The sequence below is a fragment of the Sphingopyxis sp. BE235 genome (genome assembly GCF_031457175.1).
In the GTDB taxonomy this organism is placed as follows: Bacteria; Pseudomonadota; Alphaproteobacteria; order Sphingomonadales; family Sphingomonadaceae; genus Sphingopyxis.
In genome coordinates, this window is record NZ_JAVDWC010000003.1 from 1 (window position 1) to 26,386 (window position 26,386).

Sequence of the window (26,386 nt, forward strand, 5' to 3'; positions counted from 1 at the left end):
GGCCTGCCGCGCGAGGAGTGGGAAGCGCTGCTCAAAGCCGCGACGCGCAAGGCCGATGCCGCGGGCCACTGGCGCTTCTCGGCGCCGAAGAAATATGGCGGCAAGGATGGCAGCAACCTCTGGATGGCGGTGATCCGCGAGCACTTCGCCGCGAAGGGCCTCGGCCTCCACAACGATCTCCAGAACGAGCACAGCATCGTCGGCAACTTCCCGTTCGTCGAGATGTTCGAGCAATTTGCGACGAGCGAGGAGCAGAAACAGGAATTTATCCTCGGCGGGTTCGAAGGGAAACGCCGCACCGCGTTCGGGCTCACCGAGCCCGACCATGGCAGCGACGCCACCCATATGGAGACGCGCGCGGTCAAGGAGGCGCGCGATGGCGTCGATGGCTGGCTCATCAATGGCCGCAAGATGTGGATCACCGGCATGCATACAGCGACGCACTGCGCGACCTTCTGCCGCACCGGCGGCGCGGATGGCGATGCGAAGGGCATCACCTGCCTGCTCGTCCCCACCGGCACCCCCGGCATGACCGTCGATGAATATATGTGGACGTTCAACATGCCGACCGACCATCCGAGGATGACGTTCAGCGACGTGTGGGTGCCCGACGAGGCGCGGCTCGGCCCCGAGGGCGGCGGCCTGTCGATTGCGCAAAGCTTCGTCCACCAGAACCGCATCCGTCAGGCGGCGAGTTCGCTCGGCGCGGCGGTCTACTGCATCGAGGAGAGCGTCAGATACGCCCGCACCCGCAAGCCGTTCGGCGAGGCGCTGGCGAAGAACCAGGCGATCCAGTTCCCGCTCGTCGAGCTGGCGACGCAGGCCGAGATGCTGCGCCTGCTCATCCGCAAGACCGCGTGGGACATGGACAATACGCCGCACAAGGAGGTCGAACGCACCCTCTCCGACAAGGTCAGCATGTGCAACTACTGGGCGAACCGGCTCGTCTGCGAGGCCGCCGACCGCGCGATGCAGGTCCACGGCGGCATCGGCTACTCACGCCACAAGCCGTTCGAGCACATCTACCGCCACCACCGCAGATACCGCATCACCGAAGGCGCTGAGGAAATCCAGATGCGAAAGGTCGCTGCTTACCTGTTCGGATATATGGGGCCGCGGAAGGGGAGGTTGGGTTAGGTTCGACTAGTCGTCATCCCAGCGAAAGCTGGGATCGCCGGCGGCCTGCTGTGACGATGGCGGCCCCAGCCTTCGCTGGGGCGACGGTGCTATCGCTTTCTTACAAACTCCGCGCGTAGCACCAGCCCCTTGATCCCCTCGTGCCGGCAGTCGATTTCCTGATCGTCGCCGGTCAGGCGGATCGACTTGATCACGGTGCCGACCTTCAGCGTCTGCCCCGCGCCTTTGACGTTCAGATCCTTGACCAGCACGACCGAGTCGCCGTCGGCGAGCAGGTTTCCGACGGCATCGCGCACCTCGGGACCCGCCACCGCGGCGGCATCGCGCGCGGCGATATCGCCGGCCGACATCCATTCGCCGCTCGCCTCGTCATAGACATAATCTTCGTCGTTGCTGGTCATTCTCTTATCCCGGTTTGCGGAAGCGCAGGGTGAACTGGTCGGTCTTGCCGCGGATCTTGTCGTCGAAGACATTGGCGCTACGCGGATCGGCGGGGCGGCGATAGAGGTCGCTTTCGGCCTCGAGCTTGAAGCCAGCCTTGGTCAGCGTCGCGACGACCGCATCCTTGTCGATCCGGTGCAGGCTGTCGGACAGCGTCGTGCCGGTGCCTTTCGCCGCGCTATGGTCGACGACGACCAACGTGCCGCCGGGTTTCAGCGCCGCGAACAAGGCCGCGCTCGCCTTGTCGCCCGTGCCTTCGGGGAAGGGCTTCAGATAGAGGTCGTGGAAATTCTGCACCGTAACGATCGTGTCGAGCGGCTCGGGAAAGGCGGGCGCGGCGAACGGACCGGCGACGGCATCGACATTGACGTAAGCGGCGTCGACCGCGGCCTGATCGGTGCCATATTGCGCCTTGAACTTGATGAATTCGGCGGGCTGGAAGGCATAAACCTTGCCCGACGGTCCGACCGCGGCGGCGAGCAGGCGGGTGACGTAACCGCCGCCCATCACATAGTCGCCGACCTTCTGTCCGGGTTTGACCTGGGCGAAGGCGAGCAGTTCTGCGGGCTTGCGCGCCGCGTCGCGTGCCCGGTCGGCGGCGGGCCGCGCGGGATCGGCGAGCGCGGTCTTATAGCTGGGGGCGGCCGCCTGTTTGGCGGCGAGCGGGGTCGCCGAGACGGCGAGCATCAGGGCGAGGGTAAGCGGACGGATCATGGCATCGACTCCCTATCTCTTGTCCCGCCATCATAGCGTCTTGCCGGGGCGGCTGCGCGTTTATTTGCATCTCGCGATTTTGATGATAGGTTTCTTCGTGAAACTAAAAAATTGGGAGAGCGGACATGCATGATCTGGTGATTCGCGGCGGCACCGTCGTCGATGGTTCGGGCGGCGCGCCCTTTGTCGCGGATGTCGCGGTCGATGGCGACCGTATCGTCGCCGTCGGCGAGAATCTGGGCGCGGGCCGCGAAGAAATCGCCGCCGCGGGCAAGATCGTCACGCCGGGCTTCGTCGACGTCCACACCCATTATGACGGACAGGCGACGTGGGATGCAGAAATGGCGCCGTCGAGCTGGCACGGCGTCACCACCGTCGTGATGGGCAATTGCGGCGTCGGCTTCGCCCCCGCCAAGCCCGACCGGCATGACTGGCTGATTTCGCTGATGGAAGGCGTCGAGGACATCCCCGGCACCGCGCTCGCCGAAGGCATGTCGTGGGACTGGGAAACCTTCCCCGAATATATGGACGCGCTCGAAAAGCTGCCGCGCACCGTCGACGTCGCGTGCCACGTCCCGCACGGCGCGGTGCGCGCCTATGTGCTCGGCGACCGCGAAAAGCCCGGCGCGATCCCGACCGACGACGACATCGCCGAAATGTCGCGCATCGTCGAGGAAGGCGTGCGCGCGGGCGCGCTCGGCTTCTCGACCAGCCGCACCGTGCTGCACAAATCGATCGACGGCGAGCTCGTTCCCGGCACCACCGCGACCGCCGAAGAGCTGATTGCAATCGGCCGCGCGATGGGGCGCGTCGGTTACGGGGTGTTCGAAATGGCGAGCGACATGAAGCGCGAGTGGAACGAGTTTCAGTGGATGGGCGACCTCAGCCGCGAAACCGGGTTGCCGGTGACCTTTGCCGCGCTCCAGTCGATCGCCAAGGAACTGCCGCTTGAGGAACAGATTGCGGAGATGCGCAAGCAGAACGCGACCGGCGCGAACATCGTCGCGCAGATCGCTTTGCGCGGCAACGGCATTATCATGGCCTGGCAAGGCACCGTCCATCCCTTCCGTTTCAAGCCGGCGTGGAACGAGATCATCGATCTTTCGTGGGAGCAGCAGCTCGCGAAGCTGAAAGACCCGGCGTTCAAGGCACGGATGATTTCGGAAGCGAATGTCTGGCCCGAAAGCGACATCCTCGATTTCCTGATGGTCGTAGCCGAGGGCTGGCCGGTCCATTTTGAGATGGACCCCGACTTCAACTATGAGCCGAAGATGGGCGAAAGCATCGCGGGCCGCGCCGCGGCGGCGGGCGTCTCGCCGGCCGAATATGCCTATGACCTCCTCATGAAGGACGACGGCAAGGGCTTCATCTATTTTCCGATTTTGAACTACCGCGACGGCAACCTCAATTTCCTCGAGGATTTGCAGGCGTCGGACGACACGGTGAACAGCCTGTCCGACGGCGGCGCGCATTGCGGGACGATCTGCGACGCCGCCTCGCCGACCTTCATGCTCCAGCATTGGGTGCGCGACCGGGCAGGCAAGCGCATCGCGCTCGAACATGCCGTCAAGCGCCAGTGCCGCGATACCGCCTTGCTCTATGGCCTCGAAGATCGCGGCGTGCTGGCGCCGGGCTATCTCGCCGACCTCAACGTCATCGATATGGACGCGATCAAGCTCGGCAAACCCTGGCTCGCTTTCGACTTGCCCGCGGGCGGCAAGCGCCTGCTGCAAAAGGCCGACGGCTATGTCGCGACGGTGAAGTCGGGGGTGGTGACGTTCAAGGATGGGGAAATGCAGGGACCCACGCCCGGCGGGGTGATCCGCGGTCCGCAGCGCGTCGAAATGGCGATGGCGGCGGAGTGATCCGCCGCCTCGTGCGTCATCGCGCGAGCAAATCCGAAGGCAGCGTCGGTTCGCTGACGATCTTTGCCATGCGCCGCCACATCTCGTCGCGCGATGGCTTGCCGCGCTCGACCCAGGCGCGCACCATCGTCTCGCCGAGCCCGTAGTTGATCACATAGCTGCGATACTGGTCGGTGAAGCTCACCGACTGTTCGGCGCGCTGGGCCGAGACGAGCATATATTTCTGCGTCAGCGCGACCGCCGTCGGACGGTCGATTTCGCCGTCGAGATATTGCTGCGCGATCGTCAGCCGCGCCGCCGACGCGCGCTTGATCGCCGCAAGCAGCTGCCAGTAGCGATCGTCGGACGGCACCGCGATCTCGGCGATCGGCATCAGCACGTCGCGCTCGGTGTCGGCCTTGCTGCTTTCGGGAAAGGCGAGGTCGATGCCATAATTCGCGCTGCCCTCGGCGATCAGGCTCTGCGGGCTGTAGAGCGGATAGACGCTGAACTCGCTCCAGCCGCGCTCCTTCACGAGCTTTTCCTCGAGCTTCATGTTGAGGAGGTGATGACCGGGGTAGCCCTCGTGGCAGCCGAGATCGAGCGCGCGCGACAGCCGGATCGGCAGGTCGGTGTTGACCTGGATCAGGCTGTGATAGCCGCCCTGGTAATAATTATAGCCGCTCCAGCTTTTGCCGGTGACGAATTCGAGGCGGAAACTTTCGTTTGCCGGCATCGGGATATGCGCCATGCTGCGGCCGCGGCAGCGCGCGATCGCGGCGTCGAAGGTCTTTTGCAGCCGGTCCTTGGGGATGGTGAAGGCGTCGAGATAGGCTTCGACGCGGTCCGGGAGTGCGCCTTCGCCGGGGACCAGCGCGTCGATCTTCGCGAGTTCGGCATCATAGCTCGCGAGCGGCTTCAGTCGCGGCCGCACGCCGAACAGCCGTTCGGCCTCGTCGGCGAAGGCGAAGCGTGTGCCTTGCATCATCATCAGCCGCGTTTCGGCAGCGCGGAGCTGAGCGCGCAGGAAAGTCGCGCGGCGGCGTTCGAGCGGGTCGGGAATGCGCCGCGCCGCGAGATCGATTTGTGCCATCAACTCGCGCGTTGCTGTGAGCAACGCAGCCTTGTCGCGCGGTGCGGCCTCGGCGGCTGTTTTGAGTTCGGGCGGGCCGTAGTAGGCGTCGATATAGCCGGCCTCGTGCGTGCCGATTTCGAGTGTCAGCCGCAAATAGGCTGCCGCAATCTCGTCGAGCGCCCTGGTCGAGGCGGCGGTGCGGCGCACGTCGAGCGTCGCGACCCCGGGTTTTGGCGGCGTTTTTGTTTCGCTTGCAGCGCAGGCCGACAGGGCGACAACCAGCGACAGAATGACAAATTTGCGCATCAGTCTGCCATAGCGCGCTTTTCGGACGTGTCACGCACATCGCCGTCGGCGGCGATCTCGGCATCGGACGCGCTTTCGACCGCCCCATGTTCGGGATGCGGCGGCGCGAAACGCAGCACCGCAAAGCCCGCGAGCGCCGCCGCGAGCGACCCCATCAGGATCCCGATCTTCGCCTCTTCGACGAGCAGTACGTCGCCCGGAAAGGCGAGGCCGCCGATGAACAGGCTCATCGTGAAGCCGATGCCGCACAGCATCGCGACGCCATAGACCTGCAGCCATGTCGCGCCGCGCAGCCGCCCCGCGATGCCGAGTCTGACCGACAGCCAGACGCTGCCGAAAATGCCGATCTGCTTGCCGATAAACAGCCCCGCGGCGATACCGAGCGGCAGCGGCGCGAAAATCTGCTCGGCGGTCAGCCCGCTCACGTCGACCCCCGCATTGGCGAAACCGAACAGGGGCACGATCGCAAAGGCGACCCACGGATGAAGGCCATGTTCGAGCCGGTGGAGCGGCGAGGTTTCGCTGTCGGGCGCGCCCGGGGTGCGATCGAACGGGATCGCCATCGCCGCGAGCACCCCGGCGATCGTTGCGTGGACGCCCGAGAGCAGCATCGCGTACCAGAGCAAGGCGAACATCAGCAGGTAGAGCGGCAGGCTCCGCACGCGCATCCGGCCCATCGCGAACATCAGGCCGAGAATGACCGCAGCGGCGGCGAGCGCGAGCAGGTTGATCTTCGCGGTATAGAACAGCGCGATGATCGCGACCGCGCCCATGTCGTCGACAATCGCGACGGTGACGAGGAACAGCTTGAGCGAGGTCGGCGCGCGCTTGCCGAGCAGCGCGAGCACGCCCATCGCAAAGGCGATGTCGGTCGCCGCGGGGATTGCCCAGCCCTGCGCCAGCCCCGGGTTGCCCCCGGCAAAACCCATATAGATCGCCGCCGGCACCGCCATCCCCGCCGCCGCGGCGATGAACGGCAGCCGCCGCCGGTCCCAGCTCGCGAGCCGCCCGTCGACGAACTCGCGCTTGATCTCCAGCCCGACGAGCAGGAAGAAAATCGCCATCAGCCCGTCATTGATCCACAGGTGGACGGTCATCGGCCCAAGTTTGTCGGTGAGCACCGGGCCGGTCACGGCATGAATCGCATCGTGATAAAGTGCCGCCAGCGGCGAATTGGCAACAATCATCGCCAAAATGGCGGCGAAAATAAGCAGCATTCCGCCCGCGCTTTCGCTCTCCAGGAATTCGCGCAATGCTGAACGGGGCGGAAAACTGCGGGTCATGAGTAAGCGATTTCCTTTGTTTGTCAGAAAATTTGACGGTTGGCCGCCGGCAGGGGCGCGTCTTTACAAATCTGCTCTGTTCACTAGCAATATCGATATTGATGACATTAGGTCATCGGTGGGGGCGGGGCTAGCACATTGGAGCTGTCGACCGCATGGCTGGAATGGCTGGTGCTGGGTGCCGGCCACGAACTGATGCTGTTCGCATCGGTCGGAATCCTGCTGTTCGGGCTCGATGACCTGCTTTTCGACGCGCTGTGGCTGGCGACGCCCCGGCGCGGACGGTCGCTGACGCCGACCGCGCCGCCGGTCGAGGGGCGCTTCGCGATCTTCGTGCCCGCATGGGACGAGGCCAAAGCGCTTCCCGCGATGCTGCGGCGCACGCTTGGCGCGTGGGAGGGCGAGGATTTCCGGCTTTACGTCGGCTGCTATCCCAACGACGCCGAGACGCTCTTCGCCGTGTCGCCGCTGGTCGCGCGCGATGGACGGCTGCGGCTTGTCGTCGGCAGTGGCGAAGGGCCGACGACCAAGGGCGACAATCTCAATCGGCTGTGGGTGGCGCTTGCCGAGGACGAGCGGGCGGAAGGCGTTCGGTTTGCCGCTATCGTCCTTCACGATGCCGAGGATCATGTGCATCCAGGCGAACTCGCGCTCTATCGCCGCTATCTCGGCGAAAATGCGATGGTGCAAATACCCGTCGTGCCCTTGATCAAGCGTGCGGAGCGCTGGGTCGGCGGGCATTATGGCGACGAATTTGCCGAAGCGCATGGCAAGGAACTGGTCGTTCGTTCGCGCCTCGGCCTGCCGCTTCCGTCGGCGGGGGTCGGCTGCGCGCTGACGCGCACTGCGCTGGCGCTGCTGGCGATCGAACGCGGCGGTGAACCTTTTCGCTGCGACAGCCTGACCGAAGATTATGAGATCGGCATGGTGATCGGCGCCTATGGCCTTGGAACCCGCTTTGTCGATACGGTCGGACCCGCCGGCGACCGTATCGTGTCGCGGGGTGCCTTTCCGGGCCGGACCGAAAAGGCGGTGCGGCAGAAATCGCGCTGGATCGCCGGGATCGCGCTGGCGGGGTGGGACCATCTGGGCTGGCCGGGATCGCGGCGCGACGACGCCGATCTTCGCAGCGGCCGCGCCTGGATCGCACGCTGGATGCTGTGGCGTGACCGCCGCGCGCCGCTCGCCGCGCTCATTCTCCTTGCCGCGTATGTCGGGGCGCTACTGACGGCGCTGGGCTGGGCGGGACAATATCTGCTCGGCTGGAATGCGATCATCGTCGGCGACGGCATGCGGCTGCTTCTCGCCTTCAATGCGGTCATGCTCTGCTGGCGACTGGCGATGCGCGGGCATTTCACGGCGCGCTGGTACGGCTTCAACGAAGCGATGCTTTCGCTGCCGCGCGCCTTTTTTTCGAACGTGATCGCGATGCTCGCGGCGCGGCGCGCGATCGGTCTTTATTGGCGAATGCTGCGATCGGGCGAAGTCATATGGGACAAGACCGAACATCTGGAACATGAGACCGCGTACGAAGACGCTTTTGCCAGGACGGTGGCGCGGTGATGGCGCGCCGGGCCGATGCGCGGCGCGACGCGCCGGCGCTGCGCTTCCTGCTCCTGTGCGTCGGCGGCTGGATCGCGGTGCGGATCATGGTCGTCTGGAACCCCGCTATCGCGCCGCCCCCCGATCCGGCCACCGTGCCTTGGGCCGTGCCGTCGCCCTTTGCCGCGAGCGACAGTGTTCGGGACAGCGCCCCCCGCGCGGACGCTTCACCGATGCGTGCCACGCCGTCGCTGCGCGCGCGCGCAGCGCATGCTTTCGCTGTGCCGGGACCACGGTCGGTCGATGTGTCGCTCACGCCGGGAGAAGAGCCGGTTTCGGGCGGCTTCGGTGCCGATCGTCACAGCCTTCGTCTCGCGTTATTCGCGCGACTCCTACCGGCGCCACCCGGCCGGTTCGCGCAGTCGGCCGCTGCGGCGAACGGGCCTTTATGGTTCCCCCTCGCGCCCGCCGCGCCGGCCGATCCGGGGCAGGGCAAGCCCTTCTGGATCCAGCGGCAGATGGGAGGCTGGGCGCTCGCGGGCTGGCTCTATCTGCGCGAAGGGTCGGGGAATGCGCCCGAAACCATCGGCGGCGCGAGCCAGCTCGGCGGCAGTCAGGCCGGGCTCCGCCTCGCCTATGGGTTCGGCGATACCGGCCGCATCCGCGCCTACGGCCGCGCGACGATCGCGGTGCAGCGGCCGCAGCAACGCGAGCTTGCGTTCGGCCTCGCCTTTGCCCCGCTCGCGCAGCTGCCGGTCGATCTCGCGATCGAGCAGCGCGTCGCCGCGGGAAAAGAAGGTCGAACGGCGCTTGCCGCCATGGCGAGCGGCGGTGTCTCGGACGTCGTCTTGCCCGCCGGTTTCCGGCTCGACGCCTATGCGCAGGCGGGCGTCGTCGGGACGCGGCGGCGCGACGGCTTTGCCGACGGGGCGATTGTCGTCGATCGCCGCCTTGGTTCCGAAGAAACATCCTTGCGCCTCGGCGCGCTCGCGGCGGGAGCGGTGCAGCCCGGCGCGGCGCGCGTCGATGTCGGCCCGCGGCTGACGCTCCGCCTGCCCGACGTGGGCGAGGGCAGCCGCATCGCGCTCGACTGGCGCCAGCGCGTCGCGGGCGATGCGCACCCCGAAAGCGGCCTTGCCCTGACGCTCGCGAGCGACTTCTAGAGAACGGTAAAATTTAGCCGCCGCGGCCGATTCCCCACGCCGAAAAAATGGTCTAGGGTCCTTGGAATCGGCGCGGTTCCAGCGCCGCTGAGCGCAATCGGGGCCCATGGACCTTTACCTTCCTGTCGCCAATCTGTCGGTCAATGCGCTGGTCATCATCCTGCTCGGTGGCGGGGTGGGTTTCCTGTCGGGCATGTTCGGCGTCGGCGGGGGTTTCCTGACCACGCCTTTGCTGATCTTTTACGGCATCCCGCCGACGGTCGCCGCGGCGTCGGCGGCGACGCAGGTGACGGGCGCGAGCGTGTCGGGGGTGATGGCGCATCTCGAGCGCGATGGGGTCGACCTGCGCATGGGCTGGGTGCTCGTCGCGGGCGGCCTGATCGGCTCACTGATCGGCGCGGGGCTGTTCGAGCTGCTCACCGCCTGGGGCCAGATCGATACGGTGATCAACATCCTCTATGTCGCTTTGCTGGGCATCGTGGGCACCTTCATGGGGCGCGAGGCGTGGGGAAGCTACCGCGCCGCGCAGACCGGATTGCCGGCGCCCGCGCGCAAGCGGCGTCATCACCCGATGGTCGCGAACCTGCCGATGCGCTGGCGCTTCTATCGGTCGGGCCTCTATATTTCGCCGCTCGCGCCGCTGCTGCTCGGCATGGTCGGCGGCGTGCTGACGATGCTGCTCGGCGTCGGCGGCGGCTTCATCATGGTGCCGGCGATGCTTTACCTGATCGGCATGGGGACGCAGGTGGTGGTCGGCACGTCGCTGTTCCAGATCCTGTTCGTGACGATCGCGACGACGATGGTCCATGCGCTGACCACCGGCGCCGTCGATATCGTCCTCGCGGGGCTGCTGCTGCTCGGCAGCGTGATCGGGGCGCAGTTCGGTGCGCGCTTCGCGCAAAAGGTGAAGCCCGAATATCTGCGCATGGCGCTCGCGGCGATCGTGCTGCTCGTCGCGCTGCGCATGGGCGTCGACCTCTTCATCCGCCCCGACGAAATCTACACCGTGCAATGAGCGCGCCGCGCGCCTTGCTCCTGTCGCTCGCGGCGCTGTTGTCGCCCGCGGCCGCCCATGCGGCCGATCCGCGGCTCGTGCCCGATGTGTCGAGCCGCGCAATCGATATCCAGTACAGCTTTACCGGCGAGGAATTGCTGCTGTTCGGCGCGATCCTCTATCCCGGCCAGCGCCTGCCCGACGACCGCGCCGACATCGTCGTGGTGCTGAAGGGGCCGGTGCGGCCGATCGTGCTGCGCGAAAAAAGCCGCGTCGCGGGCATCTGGGTCAACGCCAGCAGCATCCGCCTGCGCACGTCCCCGGGCTTTTACGCGATCGGCTCGTCGCGTCCGATCGACAAGCTGGTCGACGAACGCACCGCGGCGATTTTTGAACTCGGCCTCGCCAATCTGTCGATGTCGCCCAGCGGATTTTCGGAGGCGAAGAAGCTCGAGCGGTTCGAGGCGGGGCTGACCGACCTCTATCGCCGCTCGGGCCTTTTCGTCGAAAATCCCGCCGCGGTCGAAATCACCGAAGGCGTGCTCTATCGCGCGCGTATCCCCGTGCCGGCGCGTGTTCCGGTTGGCACCTACCGCGCCGAAACCTATCTGATCAGTCGCGGGCGCGTGCTCGCGGTCGCGTCGCGCGATGTCCAGATCCGCAAGGCCGGGTTCGAACGGTTCGTCGCGCTCGCGGCGCAGCGGCACGGCTTTCTATACGGGCTTTCGGCCGTATTCCTGTCGCTCGTGCTCGGTTACGGCGCTTCGGCGATCTTCCGGCGCCGATAGCTATCATTCACGGCCTATTTACCCTCGTCTGCGATACCCGGCCGGGGACCACAATAGGCGGGGCGGATACATGGACATGCAGGGCGGCGGATTCAGCGCCGGGGACTTGACGGCGGCACAGCATGTTCGGCTTGCCGGCGGCGGCGTAGCGGCCTCGATTGCGCCGGTAACCAACCATCATCGCGACGATCTGATGATCGGCGAAGTCGTCGATATTTCGGGATCGGCCTCGCGTATCCTGCTCGATGCCGCGGCGATCGGCAAATTGGCTTCCTCCAGCGATTCCGCGGTGGCGATGGCCGGGCAGGTCGGGGCGCAGGTCAAGGTCCGTGTCGGCAATATCTGGCTGATCGCCAGCATCCGCGACCAGCAGCTGCACGAACGCGGCGAGGGGCTGATCCTCGCGACGGTCGACTTTCTTGGCGAAGGCGAAGAAGAAAAGATCACCGGCCGCATTCACAATTTCCGCCGCGGCGTCACCCGCTACCCGATCCCCGGCAGCCAGGTTTTTGCGGCAACCAGCGCCGATCTCAAGCAGATCTACGCCGCCGACGAGCGCGCGCATGTCGAAATCGGCACCGTCTATCCGACCAAGGATATTCGCGGGTCGCTCTATGTCGACGCGATGCTGGGCAAGCATTTCGCGCTCTTGGGTTCGACCGGTACGGGTAAATCGACCAGCGCCGCGCTGATCCTTCACAAGATCTGCGAGCTCGCGCCGCAGGGTCATATCGTGATGATCGATCCGCACGGCGAATATTCGGCGGCGTTCAAGGGCATCGGCGCGCTGTTCGACGTCGACAACCTCGCCATGCCCTATTGGCTGATGAATTTCGAAGAGCATTGCGAAGTCTTCGTCACCGCCGAGGGCCGCGACCGCCAGGCCGACTGCGACGTGCTCGCGCGCTGCCTGCTCCAGGCGCGGATGAAGAACCGGCTGGCCGAAGGCATGACGAAGATTACCGTGGACTCGCCGATTCCCTATCTGCTCTCCGACCTGCTCAACATTCTGCAAAACGAAATGGGCAAGCTCGACAAGGCGACGTCGAGCGCGCCGTTCATGCGGATCAAGGGCAAGATCGAGGAAATGCGCGCCGATCCGCGCTATAATTTCATGTTCTCGGGCATGCTCGTCGCCGACACGATGACGAATTTCATCGGCAAGATTTTTCGCCTGCCGTCGGACGGCCGGCCGATCTCGATCATCGATGTGTCGGGGGTGCCGAGCGACATCACGTCGGTCGTCGTTGCGGTGCTGTCGCGCCTGACCTTCGACTATGCGATCTGGTCGCGCGGCGAACCGCAGCGCCCGATCCTGCTCGTCTGCGAAGAAGCGCACCGCTACATCCCGGCCAAGGACATCGGCCAGGGCCAGGCGGTGCGCAAGATCCTCGAACGGATCGCCAAGGAAGGCCGTAAATATGGCGTGTCGCTCGGCCTCATCACCCAGCGCCCGTCCGATCTGGCCGAAGGCGTGCTGTCGCAGTGCGGCACGATCATCTCGATGCGCCTCAACAACGAACGCGACCAGCATTTCGTGAAGGCCGCGATGCCCGAAGGCGCGCGCGGCTTCATCGATTCGATCCCGGCGCTGCGTAACCGCGAATGCATCGTCTGCGGCGAGGGCGTGTCGATCCCGATCCGCGTCTATCTCGACACGCTCGAAGAGGAAAAGCGCCCGGCATCGAGCGATCCGCTGTTCTCGAAACTATGGCGCGAAACCGGCGGCGAGGCAGAAATCCTCGAGCGTGTGGTCAAGCGCTGGCGCAGCCAGGGGCGGTAAGTCCCGGCGCCAAACCCAAAACCGTCATCCCGGCGAAGGCCGGGATCTCACCGGTGCGCCATGTCGGTAGGTCGAGATCCCGGCCTTCGCCGGGATGACGATATTATGTTTTCGGCGGCTCCCACAACTCGATCGGATTGCCTTCGGGGTCATGCACCCGGGCAAATCGTCCGACCGCGGGGTCGTCCCACTCGTCCTTGGTGATGATCTCGTCGCCCGCCGCGCGAAACGGCGCCAGCACGGCGTCGAGATCGTCGACGCGCAGGTTCAGCATATGCTGGCGGTCGGCGGGGAAATAGTCGGTGTCGGCCTTGAACGGCGCGAAGACGAGCGGACCCGCGGTCACATTCCACACCCATTGGTTCGGCGGTACGCTCTCGTCGGCGCTGCATCCGCCTCCGACGCCCAGTCGTTCGCGATACCAGGCGCTCAGCGCCTCGGGGTCGCGTGCCCGGAAAAACAGTCCACCGATGCCTTTGACATGTCCCATGATGGCCTCCTGCCCGTGAAGCGGGCAGCCTAGGCCGATTGGCTCAGCGTTTCCACTCCCCGCTGCCCTTGAATTCTTCGCGGACCTGGCCCGACTGGTTGAGGCGCGGATCTGCATAGGTCTGCGCGGCGGGGACCGCGACCGGCGGCGCGACGGACGCCGCGGGGGCCATCGTGCCGGGCAGCGGGGCCGCGGGGGTATCGGGAAGCGGTGCGGCGCCAGCGGTGAGCATCGGCGCCGGACCGGCGCCGGGCGGCAGGCCCTGACCCTTCAGAATCGCCAGCTGCTGTGCCAGCGGCAGATAGGGGCCGGGCACCGGCTCGCGGCCGAGATAGGGCGCGCGGAACGCATCGGGCATGCCCCAGCGCCCGCGCCAGCGGTGGAAGATATGCGCGCCGACGATGTTGGTCATCACCAGGCTCTTGCCCCAGCGCGGCCAGATCGCCTGCGTGTGATAATGCGTCGCGAGGCCGACCTTGGGGAACACATATCCGCCGAGCGCCGCCGATGCGACGCGGCTCGCGCGCAGCCAGTTGGGCTTGCTTGGGCTCCGTGCCATCGCGCCGTCGCAGCTGAAGGTGAACTGGCACACGCCCGCGCGCTGCGATCCCTGGAAGACGACGCCGCATACGGTGTTGGGAAAGCTCGGGTGGCGGACGCGGTTGATCACCGTCTGCGCAACCCCGCGCATCCCGTCGTCGGTCTCCGACGCGGCTTCGTAATAGATGGCGGCGGTCAGGCAATAATGCGCGCGCTCGCGGTCGAGCGCGGTGACGCCGCGGAACACATAGGATTTGGCAGGCGGCCCGACAAAGGCTTCCTCGCGTAGCAATGCGGGGTCGGCAGGCGGCAATGCCGCCGCGTCGCCATAGCCGACGCTGTCGGGGTTGGGCAGCGTCGGGTCGATCTTCAGCGCGTCCGCATAATCCTCGGCGTTCATGATCGCCCAGCGTTCGGGATCATAGGCGCGAAAGTTCAGCGGCACCGACACGCTATACGGCCCGAAGAACGCGGGCGCGCGGAACTGACCGCTCGACAGCAGGAAGGCGAGGCATGCGACCGCGACCACCGCGACGATTGCCGCCCAGAACGTACGTCCCGGGCCCGCCGGTTTTTCCGGCACCGGGTCGCGCCACGTCGAGCGGGCGGTCAGGGACAGTTCGGGCTTCATTCGCGCATCAAATTCCATCGCTCCGCCCGTCGCCGATTCGCGCGAACGGGGCGTCAGTCCGTCTTATACGCTGAAACGCCAACAAAATGTTGCAATGCCTGTGTGATGTGTCGCGGTGGAGCAGGCAAAACGCCGGGGCTTAAGCGACGGGCGGGTTCGCGGACCTCGTTATTTCCGCGTCCCGCATGCCGCGATCCGCTCGCGCGTTGCCGCGTCCACCAGTTCGCGTATCTGAAAAAGCAGAGGGTGCCGGACGGTATGCTGCGTGCCGTAGGTCAGGTTAAACGCATAGTCGAAATCGGCGGCGTTCCGCCCGATGAGGTGCTGCAGCATCGTCTCCAGCTTGTCGAAGCCCTTGACCATTCGGGCTTCGGGCGTCGTGCCGCCGCTATACTCGTCCCACAGGCCCAGGATTTCGCGGCCCAGGTCGTCGGGCAGCGGCGCAGATAATGTTTCAAGATCCGCGCGCTCGCGCGCCGCCCGGCCGTCGTCGGGGCTTTGGCATGTCGCCGGAACGTCACCGGAAATCGCTTCGCCCAGGTCGTGGACTATGCAGAGCCTGAGCAGCTTCAGCCGGTCATGATCTGCCAGTTCGCGGTCGAACAGCATCACCATCAGACAGAGCCGCCAGCTATGCTCGGCGGTGCTTTCGGCGCGGCCGTTCGATGTAATCCCGCTGCGCAGCGTGTCCTTCAGCTTTTCGGCCGCCTGCAGAAAATCGATGATCGCGGCGAGGCGCGACGGCGCGATGGCATAGGGTGTCGTCATGCGGCGAGGCTAACCGGCAGGATCGCCGATTCAAGCCGCCGAATAATTTATGCGCCGCCGTCCTGGACCAGCCGCGCAAAGCTGCCGTCCGAAAGCGGCATGCGTGTGTAGCGAAGCTGGCCGGCGGCGATCGTGAGTTCGTCGAAATCCGCATATCCGGTATCGACGATAACCGCGGGCGCGACCGGTTCGTACCAGCCGAGCGCGTCCAGCGCCGCCTCGCCCTCTGCGATGCCCGGCGAGGCGAATCGCCACAGCGACTTTCCGGCCAGTTCCTCGATCCCGACCCGCCAGCCCGATATCCGCGCCGGCGACGCGGCGAAAAGCCGGTGCGTCAGGTCGCAGATCAGGTGTGCCGGCTGCGGCGAATGGCGCACCAGGTTGAGCAAGGCGCTGTCGGCAGCCGAGTTCGGCCGCGCTGCGAGCAGGCGCGTCAGCCGATCCTCTTCGGTCACCCCGGGGGTCAGCACACCCGCCTCCCACCGCGATACCGTCGTTTGCGAGACCCCCATCTCGTCCGCCAGCGCCGACTGCTTGATGCGATTCATCGCGCGCCAGCGCCGCAGCGATGCGCCCAGATGGTTGCGGCAAGGCAGTACGGCTTGGGTCACGCGGCAAACATAGCGCCGAAGACCCGCCGCTGAAACGGCCTAGTTGGGCAAAGGCGGGATGGTCGGCGGCGTGGCGCTCGCCGGTTCCGCAAAATATTTGCTCATGCCGCGGCGGATGCGATAGGCGTCGATGCGGTCGGCATAATGGCCGGGCAGGTCGAAATCGGCATGGCGCGCGCTGGCGCCGTGCAGGGGGCGGGTGGCCATCAGGGCCATCTGGTGCCGGTAGAAAAGCTCGTTCATATCCATAGGATGTTCCTTGGGTGACTGCGCGAGCATGGGGCCGAACGATCGGCGAATGGTCCGGCCCGGCGCCCGATGAGCGCCGGGCCGGATGTCATTCATGCAGGCTGAAGATTGACAGCCGAGGTCTTGCCGCGCTGGTCGGTTTCCAGCTCGTAAGAAACGCGCTGTTCCTTGTTCAGCGTCGCCATTCCGGCGCGCTCGACGGCGCTGATGTGGACGAAGCTGTCGCCCGAGCCATCTTCATTGGCAATGAAACCATAGCCTTTGTCGCTGTTGAAGAATTTTACGGTGCCGATGGGCATGGGATGTTTCCTTTCACGAAAACAGGGAATCAACCGGCAAAAGCACCGGAGGAGCTGGTAGCGCGTGAAGGGAAGTATCCGCCGCTAGGCATCAAATTTCCGTCGCAGGCGACGTTAGCCAAATTACATTGAAATTATTTTACCGAAAAGTCAAGGTTTTTGGCAATTTCCTGTGATTTCATCGGTTCGCTGTAAAAATATTCCACAAGAATTGACCCTGCGGCGGGACATGAATTCGGCAAGCCGAATCCGGCGAAGCTCAGCGAATCTCGACCGTCAGATGTTCGATCTCGTGGACGGGTTTGACCCGCGCGCAAATGGTCTCGCGCGTTGCGCCGACGACGCTGATGATTGCCGAATGCGCGCCCGGGCCGACGCGCCAGACGTGGAGGTCGGTGATCTTTGCGTCGCCCGGGCCTTCGACCAGTTCGCGAATCTCGGCCTCGATCGCGGCGTCGGTCGCGTCGAGCAGCACCGCGCCGGTGTCGCGCATCAGCGACCAGGCCCACACCGCGATCACGACCGATCCGACGATCCCCATCAACGGGTCGAGCCACACCCAGCCCAGATAGCGCCCGCCGAGCAAGGCGGCGATCGCGAGTACCGAGGTCAACGCGTCGGCGACAACGTGCAGATAGGCCGAGCGGAGATTGTTGTCGCGCTCGTGCGCATGGCCATGATGATGGTCGTGCGCGTGATCATGGTCATGATCGTGCCCATGGCCAAGCAGCAGCGCGCTCACGATATTCACCCCCAGCCCGATCACCGCGATGATCGTCGCCTCGGTAAAGGCGACGGGGCTCGGATCGACAAGGCGCATCGCCGATTCGAACGCGATGCCGAGCGCAACGATGCCGAGCACGAGCGCCGAGGCGAAACCCGCGAGGTCGCCGACCTTGCCGGTGCCGAAGCTGTAGCGGCGCCCATGGGCGTGGCGCTTCGCATAGGCATAGGCGATCGCCGCGATCCCGAGCGCGCCTGCATGCGTCGCCATATGGAAGCCATCGGCGAGCAGCGCCATCGAGTTGAAGGCAAGCCCCGCGGCGATCTCGCCGACCATCATCACCGCGGTGAGTGCGACGACCCACAAGGTACGCCGCGCATTCTCGTCGTGCCGCTTGCCGAGGAAGACATGGTCGTGGGCCAGCGCCTCGATCTCGCTATCGAACGACATGCCGGCTCCTATTTCGTATAGCGGCGGATCGCCGCGAGCAGTTCGTCACCGCCTTGCGCGCGCTCGGCGTCCGAGAGACCCGGTGCGACGACATGTGATTGCATATGCTCGGCGACGAGTTCGTCCATCAGCCCGGCAATCGCGCCACGGACCCCCGCGACCTGATGCAGGATCGCCGCACAACCCGCCTCGCCCGCAATCGCGCGTTCGATCGCCGCGATTTGCCCGGCGATCCGCCGGGTGCGTGCGAGGAGCTGGTCCTTGTTGGCGTGCATATGCGACATAGGATACCCCCCTATCCTATATTGTCGATCGATGCAATCGAGGCACTCGCCGCTGCGATGGGGCCGCATTCCCCCTTGCCGACTCACCCGCCAAAGCCTATATGCGCCGTACTTCTTGACATGGTTAGCCAGTTGGGACGTCGGGGCCGCGGGCCGCGGCGGCTATACCCACATGCTTTCCGGTCATCCGAAACGGGAAATTTCATTGGCCGATCTCGACGTCCTCAATGCGATCATCGCGCCCGAAGCCGAGGCGATGGGCCTTGCGCTCGTGCGCGTCGCTTTCTTTGGCGGCGAGAGCGATCCGACCTTGCAGGTCATGGCCGAGCGCCCCGATACGCGCCAGTTGACGATCGAGGATTGCGCCGACCTGTCGCGCCGCATTTCGGCGCAGCTCGACGCGCTCGAGGAAGCGGGCAAGGACCCGATCGAACAGGCGTACCGGCTCGAAGTGTCGTCGCCGGGCATCGACCGCCCGCTGACGCGCCCTGCCGACTTCGCCGACTGGGCGGGGCACGAGGCGAAGATCGCGCTCAAGGAAAAGCGCGACGGACGTCAGCGCTTCAACGGCGAGCTGATCGGCATCGACGGCGATGTCGTTACGATTTCGGATAAAGAGGGTGTGGAGCACAAGCTGCCGTTCGACGCGATCGACACGGCGAAGCTCGTTCTCACCGACAAATTGATTGCCGCAACCGTCCCGCTCTCGATCGAGGGCGCCGACGAAATGGAAGAAGAAGGACAGGACTGATGGCCACTGCCATTTCCGCCAACAAGGCCGAACTCCTCGCGATTGCCAACAGCGTCGCCAGCGAGAAGATGATCGACAAGGGCATCGTCATCGAAGCCATCGAAGAAGCGATCCAGCGCGCCGCGCGCGCCCGTTACGGCGCCGAGAACGACATTCGTGCGAAGCTCGACCCGCAGACCGGCGACCTGCGCTTGTGGCGCGTCGTCGAAGTCGTCGAACAGGTCGAGGATTATTTCAAGCAGGTCGACCTCGCCGCCGGCCAGAAGCTGCAGAAGGACGCCAAGATCGGCGACTTCATCGTCGATCCGCTGCCCGCGGTCGATCTCGGCCGCATCGACGCCCAGTCGGCAAAGCAGGTGATCTTCCAGAAGGTCCGCGAAGCCGATCGCGAGCGCCAGTATCAGGAATTCAAGGATCGCGGCGGTGAGATCATCACCGGCGTCGTGAAGTCGGTCGAATTCGGCCACATCGTCGTCAACCTCGGCCGCGCCGAAGGCGTGATCCGCCGCGACCAGCAGATCCCGCGCGAACTGATGCGCGTCGGTGACCGCGTTCGCGCGCTGATCCTGTCGGTGCGCAGCGAAACCCGCGGCCCGCAGATTTTCCTCAGCCGCGCGCACCCCGACTTCATGAAGAAGCTGTTCGCGCAGGAAGTCCCCGAAATCTACGACGGCATCATCGAGATCAAGGCCGCCGCGCGCGACCCGGGCTCGCGCGCCAAGATCGGCGTGATCAGCTATGACGGCTCGATCGACCCCGTCGGCGCCTGCGTCGGCATGAAGGGCAGCCGCGTGCAGGCGGTCGTCCAGGAAATGCAGGGCGAAAAGATCGACATCATCCCCTGGTCCGAAGACACGGCGACCTTCGTCGTCAACGCGCTCCAGCCCGCAACGGTCCAGCGCGTCGTGATCGACGAGGATGACAGCCGCATCGAAGTCGTCGTTCCCGACGACCAGCTGTCGCTCGCCATCGGTCGCCGCGGCCAGAATGTCCGTCTCGCCAGCCAGCTCACCGGCAGCCAGATCGACATCATGACCGAGGCCGACGCGAGCGAGAAGCGCCAGCGCGAATTCGTCGAACGCTCGACGATGTTCCAGGAAGAGCTCGACGTCGACGAAACGCTCGCACAGCTGCTCGTCGCCGAAGGCTTCGGCGAACTCGAAGAAGTCGCTTATGTGGGCATCGACGAACTCGCGAGCATCGAAGGCTTCGACGAGGAACTGGCGCAGGAGCTGCAGAGCCGCGCGACCGAAGGACTCGAGCGCCGCGAAGAAGCCTCGCGTCAGGAACGCCGCGCGCTCGGCGTCGAGGACGATCTGGCCGCGATCCCGCACCTGACCGAAGCGATGCTCGTCGTGCTCGGCAAGGCCGGGATCAAGACGCTCGACGATCTCGCCGATCTGGCGACCGACGAACTGATCGCCAAGAAGCGCACCGACAACCGCCGCGGCCCGCCGCGCAGCGAACGCGCCGAAGACAAGGGCGGCGTTCTGGGCGAATATGGCCTGAGCGAAGAGCAGGGCAACGAAATCATCATGGCGGCGCGCGCGCACTGGTTCGACGACGAGCCGGAAGCCGACGCACCGGAAGCTGGGCCCGCGGCGGAGCCGCAAAACGGGGAGGCCGCCGATGCGGACCCCGCACAATGATCAGCTGAGCGAACCAGACCGCGCTGGTCGGCGCGGCCAGCATGTGCCTGAACGGCGCTGCGTCATCACCGGCGAGGTTTCGCCGGCCGAACGGCTCGTGCGCCTTGCGCTCGGGCCCGACGGCACGATTGCGCCCGACGTCCTCGGCAAGGCGCCGGGGCGCGGCGCGTGGATCGGCGTCGATCGCGCGACGCTTGAAGCTGCACAGGCGAAGGGCAAGCTGAAGGGCGGGCTGGCGCGCGCGCTGCAGGACGGCAATTTCACGATCCCCGACGACCTTGGCGCGCGCATCGAGGCGCAGCTTCAGCGCGCGACGCTCGACCGGCTGGGGCTGGAATCGCGCTCGGGCACCCTGCTCAGCGGCAATGAAAAGATCGAAACCGCGGCGCGCAAGGGTCAGGTTCGCTTGCTGCTCCACGCCAGCGATGCGGGCGAGGACGGGCGCAAGAAATTGGCGCAGGCGTGGCGCGTCGGCGAGGACGATGAAGGCTCGGGCCGCGAGGGCCGGGTCTTGCCGGTGGACCGCGGCACCCTATCTATGGCATTAGGCCGCGAGAATGCGGTGCATCTGGCGTTGACCGACGCCCGCGCCGCGGACCGGGTGCTGGCGCATTTGAGCCGCTGGCAGTTTTTCACAGGATGGAGTAGGGACGCGACCAACCGCGATTCCGACCCGCACGCCGCGCCGGCTTCTGGCGAGGAAAATATTGGGGCGTTGCCGACCAGCAGCGCCGCTTCGGACGCGTTTTGAAGGAATGATGGTTTTCGATGAGTGACGAACAGGACAAACCGACCCTTACCCGCAAGCCCCTGGGGCTGAAGCGGACGGTCGAGGCCGGACAGGTGCAGCAACAATTCAGCCACGGGCGCCGCAACACGGTGGTGGTCGAGGTGAAGCGTCGCCGCGTGCTCGGTCGTCCGGGCGAAGCCGCCCCGGTCGAGGCCGAAGAGGTCGAGGCCGCTCCGGCACCCGCACCGACTCCCGCTCCGGCACCCGCGCCCGCTCCGAAGCCGGCCGCGCCCCGCGTCAGCGAGAACGACAGCCTGATGTCGCGTCAGGAACGCCAGGCGCAGCTGCTGCGCGAGGCCGAAGAAGCGCGCATGTCGGCGCAAGAAGATAATCGCCGCCGCGACGAAGCCGCGCGTGCGCGCGCCGCCGAGGAAGAGAAGGCGCGCGCCGAAGCCAAGGTCGAACAGGCAACGGCGAAGGCCGTCGAGCCGGCTCCTGCCGCGCCCGCTGCTGAAGCGCCCGCTGCCGCTCCCGCCGCCGAAGCGCCCGCCGCTGCCGCAGCGCCGCAGAGCGAGGCCGCGCCGACGCCCGCGCCGCGCGCGACGACCAGCGCTGCGCCCGCACCGCGCCGCTTTACCCCGGTCGCGGCTCCGCAGCGCCCCGAACCCAAGCGCCCCGAGCCGAAGGCAACCCGCGGCGGCGACAGCCGCCGCCAGTCGGGGAAACTCACCGTCACGCGGGCGCTGAACGAAGACGAAGGTGCGCGCGCGCGCAGCCTCGCGGCGCTGAAGCGCGCCCGCGAAAAGGAAAAGCGTTCGCACACCGCCTCGTCGGGTCCGCGTGAGAAGCAGATCCGCGAAGTCACCGTGCCCGAAAGCATCACGGTTCAGGATCTCGCCAACCGCATGGCCGAAAAGACCAGCGATCTGGTCAAGGCGCTGTTCAAGATGGGCGTCCCGTCGGCGAGCACCGACACGATCGATCAGGACACCGCCGAACTGCTCGTCACCGAGTTCGGGCACGAGATCATCCGCGTCAGCGAAGGCGACATCGACATCCGTCACGATGAAGATGTCGACGATGCCGAACATCTGAAGCCGCGCGCCCCGGTCGTCACGATCATGGGTCATGTCGATCACGGCAAGACGTCGCTGCTCGACGCGCTGCGCGGTGCGAATGTACAGGCGGGCGAAGCCGGCGGCATCACCCAGCATATCGGCGCCTATCAGGTGAAGACCCCCGACGGGTCGCTCGTCACCTTCCTCGATACGCCGGGCCACGAAGCCTTTACCGAGATGCGTCAGCGCGGTGCCAATGTCACCGACATCGTCATCTTGGTGGTCGCCGCCGACGACGGCCTCAAGCCGCAGTCGATCGAGGCGATCAATCATGCGAAGGCGGCGAACGTGCCGATCATCGTCGCGATCAACAAGGTCGACAAGGAAGGCGCCAATCCGCAGCGCGTCCGCGAACGCCTGCTCGAGCATGAGCTGGTGGTCGAGGAAATGGGCGGCGACGTGCAGAATGTCGAAGTGTCGGCGCTCAAGAAGACCGGCCTCGACAAATTGCTCGACGCGATCGCGGTGCAGGCCGAAATCATGGAGCTCAAAGCCAACCCCGACCGCGCCGCCGAAGGCACCGTTGTCGAGGCGAAGCTCGACAAGGGCCGCGGCCCCGTCGCGACGATCCTCGTCCGCCGCGGTACTTTGAAGGTCGGCGACATCTTCGTCTGCGGCGCCGAAAGCGGCCGTGTTCGCGCGCTGATCGACGACCAGGGCAAGCAGATCAAATCGGCGACCCCGTCGATGCCGGTCGAAGTGCTCGGTCTGGGCGGCGTCCCGATGGCGGGCGATACGCTCACCGTCGTCGAGAATGAAGCGCGCGCCCGCGAAGTCGCGACCTATCGTCAGGAACAGGCGACGCGCAAGCGCACCGTCCAGGCACCGGTCAGCCTCGAAGGCATGTTCGAGGCGCTCGCCGACAAGGCGAACGTCATCCAGTTCCCGGTGATCATCAAGGGCGATGTGCAGGGGTCGGTCGAGGCGATCGTCAATGCATTGAACAAGCTGTCGACCGACGAGATCCGCGTCCGCGTGCTCCAGTCGGGCGCCGGCGCGATCACCGAGAGCGACGTGACGCTGGCGGCGGCGACCAAGGCGCCGATCATCGGCTTCAACGTCCGTCCGAACGCCAAGGCGCGCGATATCGCGAAGCGCGAAAAAGTGCGCTTCATGTATCATGACGTCATCTATCACCTGACCGATGAGATCAGGAAGGAAATGGCGGGCGAGCTGGGTCCCGAACGGATCGAAACCGTCGTCGGCCGCGCCGAGGTCAAGGACGTGTTCCCCGCGGGCAAGCGCGACAAGGCCGCCGGTCTGCTCGTGCTCGAAGGCTCGATCCGCAAGGGGCTGCACGCACGCCTTACGCGCGACGACGTCATCGTGTCGGCAACGACCATCTCGTCGCTCCGCCGCTTCAAGGACGATGTCGCCGAAGTGCGCGCGGGTCTCGAATGCGGTGTCGTGCTGGCGGACACCAACGACATCAAGGCGGGCGACCACCTCGAAGTCTTCGAAGTCGAACTGCGCGAACGGACGCTCTAACGGGCGTCCGCTCCGCGCGGGTCAGGAGGTGCCGGCATGGCTCGCTATGTGGCATTGTTCGGCAGCATCAACGTCGGTGGCAACCGGCTGACGATGGCCGACCTGCGTTCGGCGTTCGAGGCCGAGGGTTTCAGCAACGTCGAAACCGTCGTGGCGAGCGGCAATGTGCTGTTCGACCATGACGCGCGGCCGACGCGCGGGCTCGAAGAGAAATTGTCGATCATGGTCGACGAGCGTTTCGACATGACGAGCGCGGCGCTGGTGCGCGATCGCGACGAACTCGCCGCGGCGATCGCCGACAATCCGTTCGCGGGCACGAACGAGGATCGCATCGTCCATACGATGTTCCTCGACGGTCAGCCCGCCGCGGAGCAGTTCGATGCGCTGGCGACCGACCACCGCGTCCGGCCGAACGAGCGCCTCGCGCTCGGCGACCGGGCGCTCTATATCGACTTTGGCGACGGAGCCGCCGACAGCAAGTTGCACGCGCGGCTGATCGAGCGGCGGCTGGGACATAAGGGCACCGCGCGCAACATGCGCTCGATCGCGCGGATCATCGCGAAACTGGACGAAGAGGCAAAGGGTTAGGCGATGAAAACCGAAAAAGTAAAAGGCCCCTCGGTCCGCGTGCTGCGCGTCGGCGAACAGGTGCGCCACCTCCTCTCCGAAATCCTCGCACGCGGCGACGCGCATGACGAGCTCTTGGCCAGGCATCCGGTGAGCATCACCGAGGTCCGCATGTCGCCCGACCTGCGCCACGCAACGGTGTTCGTGAAACCCTTGCTCGGCAAGAATGAGGAAGCGGTGCTGAAGGCGCTGCGCACCAACACCGCCTGGCTGCAAAAGAGCGTCGCCGAAAAGATGAGCATGAAATATGCCGCGAAGCTCAAATTCTTGAGCGACGAAAGCTTCGATGAGGCGAGCCATATCGACAAATTGCTGCGCGACCCGAAGGTGGCGAGGGATTTGGCGAGCGGCGAGGGCGAAGCCCAAGACTGATCTGAAAACTATCGTCATCCCGGCGAAGGCCGGGATCTCGACCTCTCGTTATGACGTCACCATGAGATCCCGGCCTTCGCCGGGATGACGGAGCTGGGGTTCGGCTAAGGCTACTTCCCCTTGATCCCCGCCGCTTCCTCCAGCTCGACCAGCGCATCCTCCAGATAGTCGATCAGCCGCTGGACGTGCGGAACGCTGCGGCGGCACGCGGTGATGCCGAAATCGATATTCTTGTTGTTCGACACCTGCGTGATGTTCATCGCCATGCCGTCGACCGGGATGCTCGCGGGATACATGCCGTCGAGCCGCGCTCCGTTCCAGTAAAGCTGCTCGCGCGGGCCGGGGACGTTCGAAATGGTGACGCTGTACGCCGGGAACTTGTCGGCGGTGCGCGTCAGCGCGGTCAGCATCTGCGGCATTTGCGTGATCGCGGTATAGATCTGGATCTGCTGCGCGGTCATTTCGCGCAGCTGCGCCTTCGCGGCGTTCATCGACGCCTGGATCGTCGCCATGCGCGTCGCGGGATCGTCGATATGCGTCGCGAGGTTCGCGGTCACCGCCGCGACCGAATTGCCCGAATCGATGTCGTCCTTGGCGCGGATCGACACCGGCGCCATGGCTTTCAAAGGTTTGTCGGGAAGCTCGTTCAGCGACTGCAGATATTTGCGCATCGCGCCCGAGCACATTGCGAGCACCGCGTCGTTGATCGTCCCGTCATACGCCTTGCCCATCGCGCGCACGCGTTCGAGCGACCAGCTTTGCGCCACGAAACGCCGCGCGCCGGTGATGTTGCGGTTGAAGCTGGTGCGCGGCAACCCGCCCCACGGCGTTGCAAGGTCGCTGCCGCCGAGCCCGAACATCGCGGCGGCATATTGGTTCAGTGCCTTGGTCACCCCGACGCTGTTGCCCCATTGCTCCTTCAGGAAGCCGCCGATGGCCTTGATGTCGGTGATGCTCGGCGTCGGTGCCTTCTTCGGCACCGGGAATTTGCGCTTATACGCTTCATAGGCTTCGACCGACATCGGCGAGTAGCTACGCTTTTCCTTCGCATCGGCGCTCAGCATCGCGTTGGTGAAGTGCATCGACGACGCGCCGTCCATCAGCGCATGGTGGATCTTGAAATAGGTCGCGATCTGCCGGTCGGGCAGGCCCGAGATCAGCGTGATCTCCCACATCGGTCGCGTCCGGTCGAGCAAGGTCCCGTGAAGGCGCGAAACGAGCTCGAACATTTCGCGATAGCGCCCCGGCTTGGGCAAGGCGGCGCTGCGCACATGGTAATGCATGTCGATGTCGCGGTCGGGTTCGAGCCGGATCGGGCCGTACTGACCGAGCGGCGTGAGCTTCAACACCTCACTGAATGGCCGCCGCAGCCCTTCCGATTGGCGCAGCATTGCGAGCTGCTCGTTCAGCCACTCGGTCTCGTCGACCTTGTCGGCCAATGTATAGAGATTGACGCCGCCGACATGCATCGGCGTCTCGCGCGTTTCCGCGACCAGGAACATCGCGTCGGTCACCGGCATCAGCCGCATGGCAGC

Annotated in this window: 26 protein-coding genes; 13 read left to right on the forward strand and 13 right to left on the reverse strand. The window is 65.6% G+C overall.

From position 1 onward, the window contains the following. The coding region (locus J2X38_RS13515) for an acyl-CoA dehydrogenase (protein WP_310254874.1) at window positions 1–1,137 on the forward strand (1,137 nt) is incomplete at its 5' end. Between the two features lie 89 nt (window positions 1,138–1,226). Here the strand turns inward: J2X38_RS13515 and J2X38_RS13520 are convergent. Continuing rightward, window positions 1,227–1,538: an alkylphosphonate utilization protein gene (locus tag J2X38_RS13520; protein ID WP_310254876.1), complete on the reverse strand. Its 312-nt coding sequence runs from the start codon at window positions 1,536–1,538 to the stop codon at window positions 1,227–1,229. Between the two features lie 4 nt (window positions 1,539–1,542). Beyond that, on the reverse strand, window positions 1,543–2,292 hold the full coding sequence (locus J2X38_RS13525; RefSeq protein WP_310254878.1) for a methyltransferase: 750 nt from the start codon (window positions 2,290–2,292) through the stop codon (window positions 1,543–1,545). Window positions 2,293–2,417: 125 nt separating this feature from the next. Between J2X38_RS13525 and J2X38_RS13530 the strand changes: the two genes are divergently transcribed. Further along, window positions 2,418–4,157 (forward strand): D-aminoacylase, encoded by a 1,740-nt coding sequence (locus tag J2X38_RS13530; RefSeq protein WP_310254880.1) that lies wholly within the window; start codon window positions 2,418–2,420, stop codon window positions 4,155–4,157. Window positions 4,158–4,173: 16 nt separating this feature from the next. Here the strand turns inward: J2X38_RS13530 and J2X38_RS13535 are convergent, their stop codons facing one another. Beyond that, entirely contained in the window at window positions 4,174–5,517 is a 1,344-nt protein-coding gene (locus J2X38_RS13535; RefSeq protein ID WP_310254882.1) for a hypothetical protein, read from the reverse strand. Continuing rightward, window positions 5,517–6,800, reverse strand: coding sequence for a Na+/H+ antiporter NhaA (nhaA, locus tag J2X38_RS13540; RefSeq protein WP_310254884.1), 1,284 nt, complete (start codon window positions 6,798–6,800; stop codon window positions 5,517–5,519). Before nhaA ends, J2X38_RS13535 begins: the two co-directional genes overlap by 1 nt. A gap of 138 nt (window positions 6,801–6,938) precedes the next feature. Between nhaA and J2X38_RS13545 the strand changes: the two genes are divergently transcribed. The 5 genes from J2X38_RS13545 (at window position 6,939) to J2X38_RS13565 (ending at window position 13,070) form a co-directional block, all read left to right on the forward strand. Then, complete coding sequence (locus J2X38_RS13545; protein ID WP_310254885.1) at window positions 6,939–8,363, forward strand: glycosyl transferase family protein; 1,425 nt, start codon at window positions 6,939–6,941, stop codon at window positions 8,361–8,363. Then, the gene (locus J2X38_RS13550) at window positions 8,360–9,505 is read left to right on the forward strand and encodes a hypothetical protein (RefSeq protein ID WP_310254887.1); all 1,146 of its coding nucleotides are present in this window, start codon (window positions 8,360–8,362) and stop codon (window positions 9,503–9,505) included. The genes J2X38_RS13545 and J2X38_RS13550 overlap by 4 nt, the downstream gene beginning before the upstream one ends. Before the next feature lie 106 nt (window positions 9,506–9,611). Continuing rightward, window positions 9,612–10,520 carry a sulfite exporter TauE/SafE family protein gene (locus J2X38_RS13555; RefSeq protein WP_058539608.1) on the forward strand — a complete coding sequence of 303 codons (909 nt, stop codon included), beginning with the start codon at window positions 9,612–9,614 and terminating at the stop codon, window positions 10,518–10,520. After that, window positions 10,517–11,287, forward strand: a complete 771-nt coding sequence (locus tag J2X38_RS13560) for a TIGR02186 family protein (RefSeq protein ID WP_310254891.1) — start codon at window positions 10,517–10,519, stop codon at window positions 11,285–11,287. Before J2X38_RS13555 ends, J2X38_RS13560 begins: the two co-directional genes overlap by 4 nt. A gap of 70 nt (window positions 11,288–11,357) precedes the next feature. Then, window positions 11,358–13,070, forward strand: coding sequence for an ATP-binding protein (locus J2X38_RS13565; protein WP_197411538.1), 1,713 nt, complete (start codon window positions 11,358–11,360; stop codon window positions 13,068–13,070). A 103-nt stretch (window positions 13,071–13,173) separates the two neighbouring features. On the opposite strand, the gene J2X38_RS13570 is transcribed toward J2X38_RS13565, so the two are convergent. From J2X38_RS13570 to J2X38_RS13605, 8 genes are all read right to left on the reverse strand, one after another. Continuing rightward, window positions 13,174–13,560 (reverse strand): VOC family protein, encoded by a 387-nt coding sequence (locus tag J2X38_RS13570; protein ID WP_058539610.1) that lies wholly within the window; start codon window positions 13,558–13,560, stop codon window positions 13,174–13,176. 43 nt (window positions 13,561–13,603) lie between these two features. Then, a complete protein-coding gene (locus J2X38_RS13575; protein WP_310254895.1) occupies window positions 13,604–14,731 on the reverse strand; it encodes a cell wall hydrolase in 1,128 nt (375 codons plus the stop codon). Between the two features lie 168 nt (window positions 14,732–14,899). Then, complete coding sequence (locus J2X38_RS13580; protein WP_310254897.1) at window positions 14,900–15,499, reverse strand: HD domain-containing protein; 600 nt, start codon at window positions 15,497–15,499, stop codon at window positions 14,900–14,902. A 47-nt stretch (window positions 15,500–15,546) separates the two neighbouring features. Further along, window positions 15,547–16,110, reverse strand: coding sequence for a helix-turn-helix transcriptional regulator (locus J2X38_RS13585; protein ID WP_310254900.1), 564 nt, complete (start codon window positions 16,108–16,110; stop codon window positions 15,547–15,549). A 39-nt stretch (window positions 16,111–16,149) separates the two neighbouring features. Next, complete coding sequence (locus tag J2X38_RS13590) at window positions 16,150–16,359, reverse strand: hypothetical protein (RefSeq protein WP_310254903.1); 210 nt, start codon at window positions 16,357–16,359, stop codon at window positions 16,150–16,152. 92 nt (window positions 16,360–16,451) lie between these two features. After that, on the reverse strand, window positions 16,452–16,658 hold the full coding sequence (locus J2X38_RS13595) for a cold-shock protein (protein WP_037514749.1): 207 nt from the start codon (window positions 16,656–16,658) through the stop codon (window positions 16,452–16,454). A 259-nt stretch (window positions 16,659–16,917) separates the two neighbouring features. Next, a complete protein-coding gene (gene dmeF / locus J2X38_RS13600; protein ID WP_310254907.1) occupies window positions 16,918–17,832 on the reverse strand; it encodes a CDF family Co(II)/Ni(II) efflux transporter DmeF in 915 nt (304 codons plus the stop codon). A gap of 8 nt (window positions 17,833–17,840) precedes the next feature. Next, window positions 17,841–18,116 (reverse strand): metal/formaldehyde-sensitive transcriptional repressor, encoded by a 276-nt coding sequence (locus J2X38_RS13605; protein WP_310254910.1) that lies wholly within the window; start codon window positions 18,114–18,116, stop codon window positions 17,841–17,843. A 205-nt stretch (window positions 18,117–18,321) separates the two neighbouring features. On the opposite strand from J2X38_RS13605, the gene rimP reads away from it, so the two are divergent. From rimP to rbfA, 6 genes are read left to right on the forward strand one after another with little or no spacing between them, the layout of a single operon-like run. After that, on the forward strand, window positions 18,322–18,867 hold the full coding sequence (gene rimP / locus J2X38_RS13610; RefSeq protein WP_310254912.1) for a ribosome maturation protein RimP: 546 nt from the start codon (window positions 18,322–18,324) through the stop codon (window positions 18,865–18,867). Next, window positions 18,867–20,516 (forward strand): transcription termination factor NusA, encoded by a 1,650-nt coding sequence (gene nusA, locus J2X38_RS13615; RefSeq protein WP_310254914.1) that lies wholly within the window; start codon window positions 18,867–18,869, stop codon window positions 20,514–20,516. The genes rimP and nusA overlap by 1 nt, the downstream gene beginning before the upstream one ends. Further along, entirely contained in the window at window positions 20,497–21,267 is a 771-nt protein-coding gene (locus tag J2X38_RS13620; RefSeq protein WP_310254916.1) for a DUF448 domain-containing protein, read from the forward strand. Before nusA ends, J2X38_RS13620 begins: the two co-directional genes overlap by 20 nt. A 17-nt stretch (window positions 21,268–21,284) precedes the next feature. Beyond that, window positions 21,285–23,852, forward strand: coding sequence for a translation initiation factor IF-2 (gene infB / locus J2X38_RS13625; protein WP_310254918.1), 2,568 nt, complete (start codon window positions 21,285–21,287; stop codon window positions 23,850–23,852). 36 nt (window positions 23,853–23,888) lie between these two features. Further along, window positions 23,889–24,440 carry a DUF1697 domain-containing protein gene (locus J2X38_RS13630; protein WP_310254920.1) on the forward strand — a complete coding sequence of 184 codons (552 nt, stop codon included), beginning with the start codon at window positions 23,889–23,891 and terminating at the stop codon, window positions 24,438–24,440. Window positions 24,441–24,443: 3 nt separating this feature from the next. After that, window positions 24,444–24,851, forward strand: coding sequence for a 30S ribosome-binding factor RbfA (gene rbfA / locus J2X38_RS13635; protein ID WP_310254921.1), 408 nt, complete (start codon window positions 24,444–24,446; stop codon window positions 24,849–24,851). 110 nt (window positions 24,852–24,961) lie between these two features. Here the strand turns inward: rbfA and J2X38_RS13640 are convergent, their stop codons facing one another. After that, window positions 24,962–26,380 (reverse strand): wax ester/triacylglycerol synthase family O-acyltransferase, encoded by a 1,419-nt coding sequence (locus tag J2X38_RS13640; protein WP_310254923.1) that lies wholly within the window; start codon window positions 26,378–26,380, stop codon window positions 24,962–24,964. Window positions 26,381–26,386 lie beyond the last annotated feature (6 nt).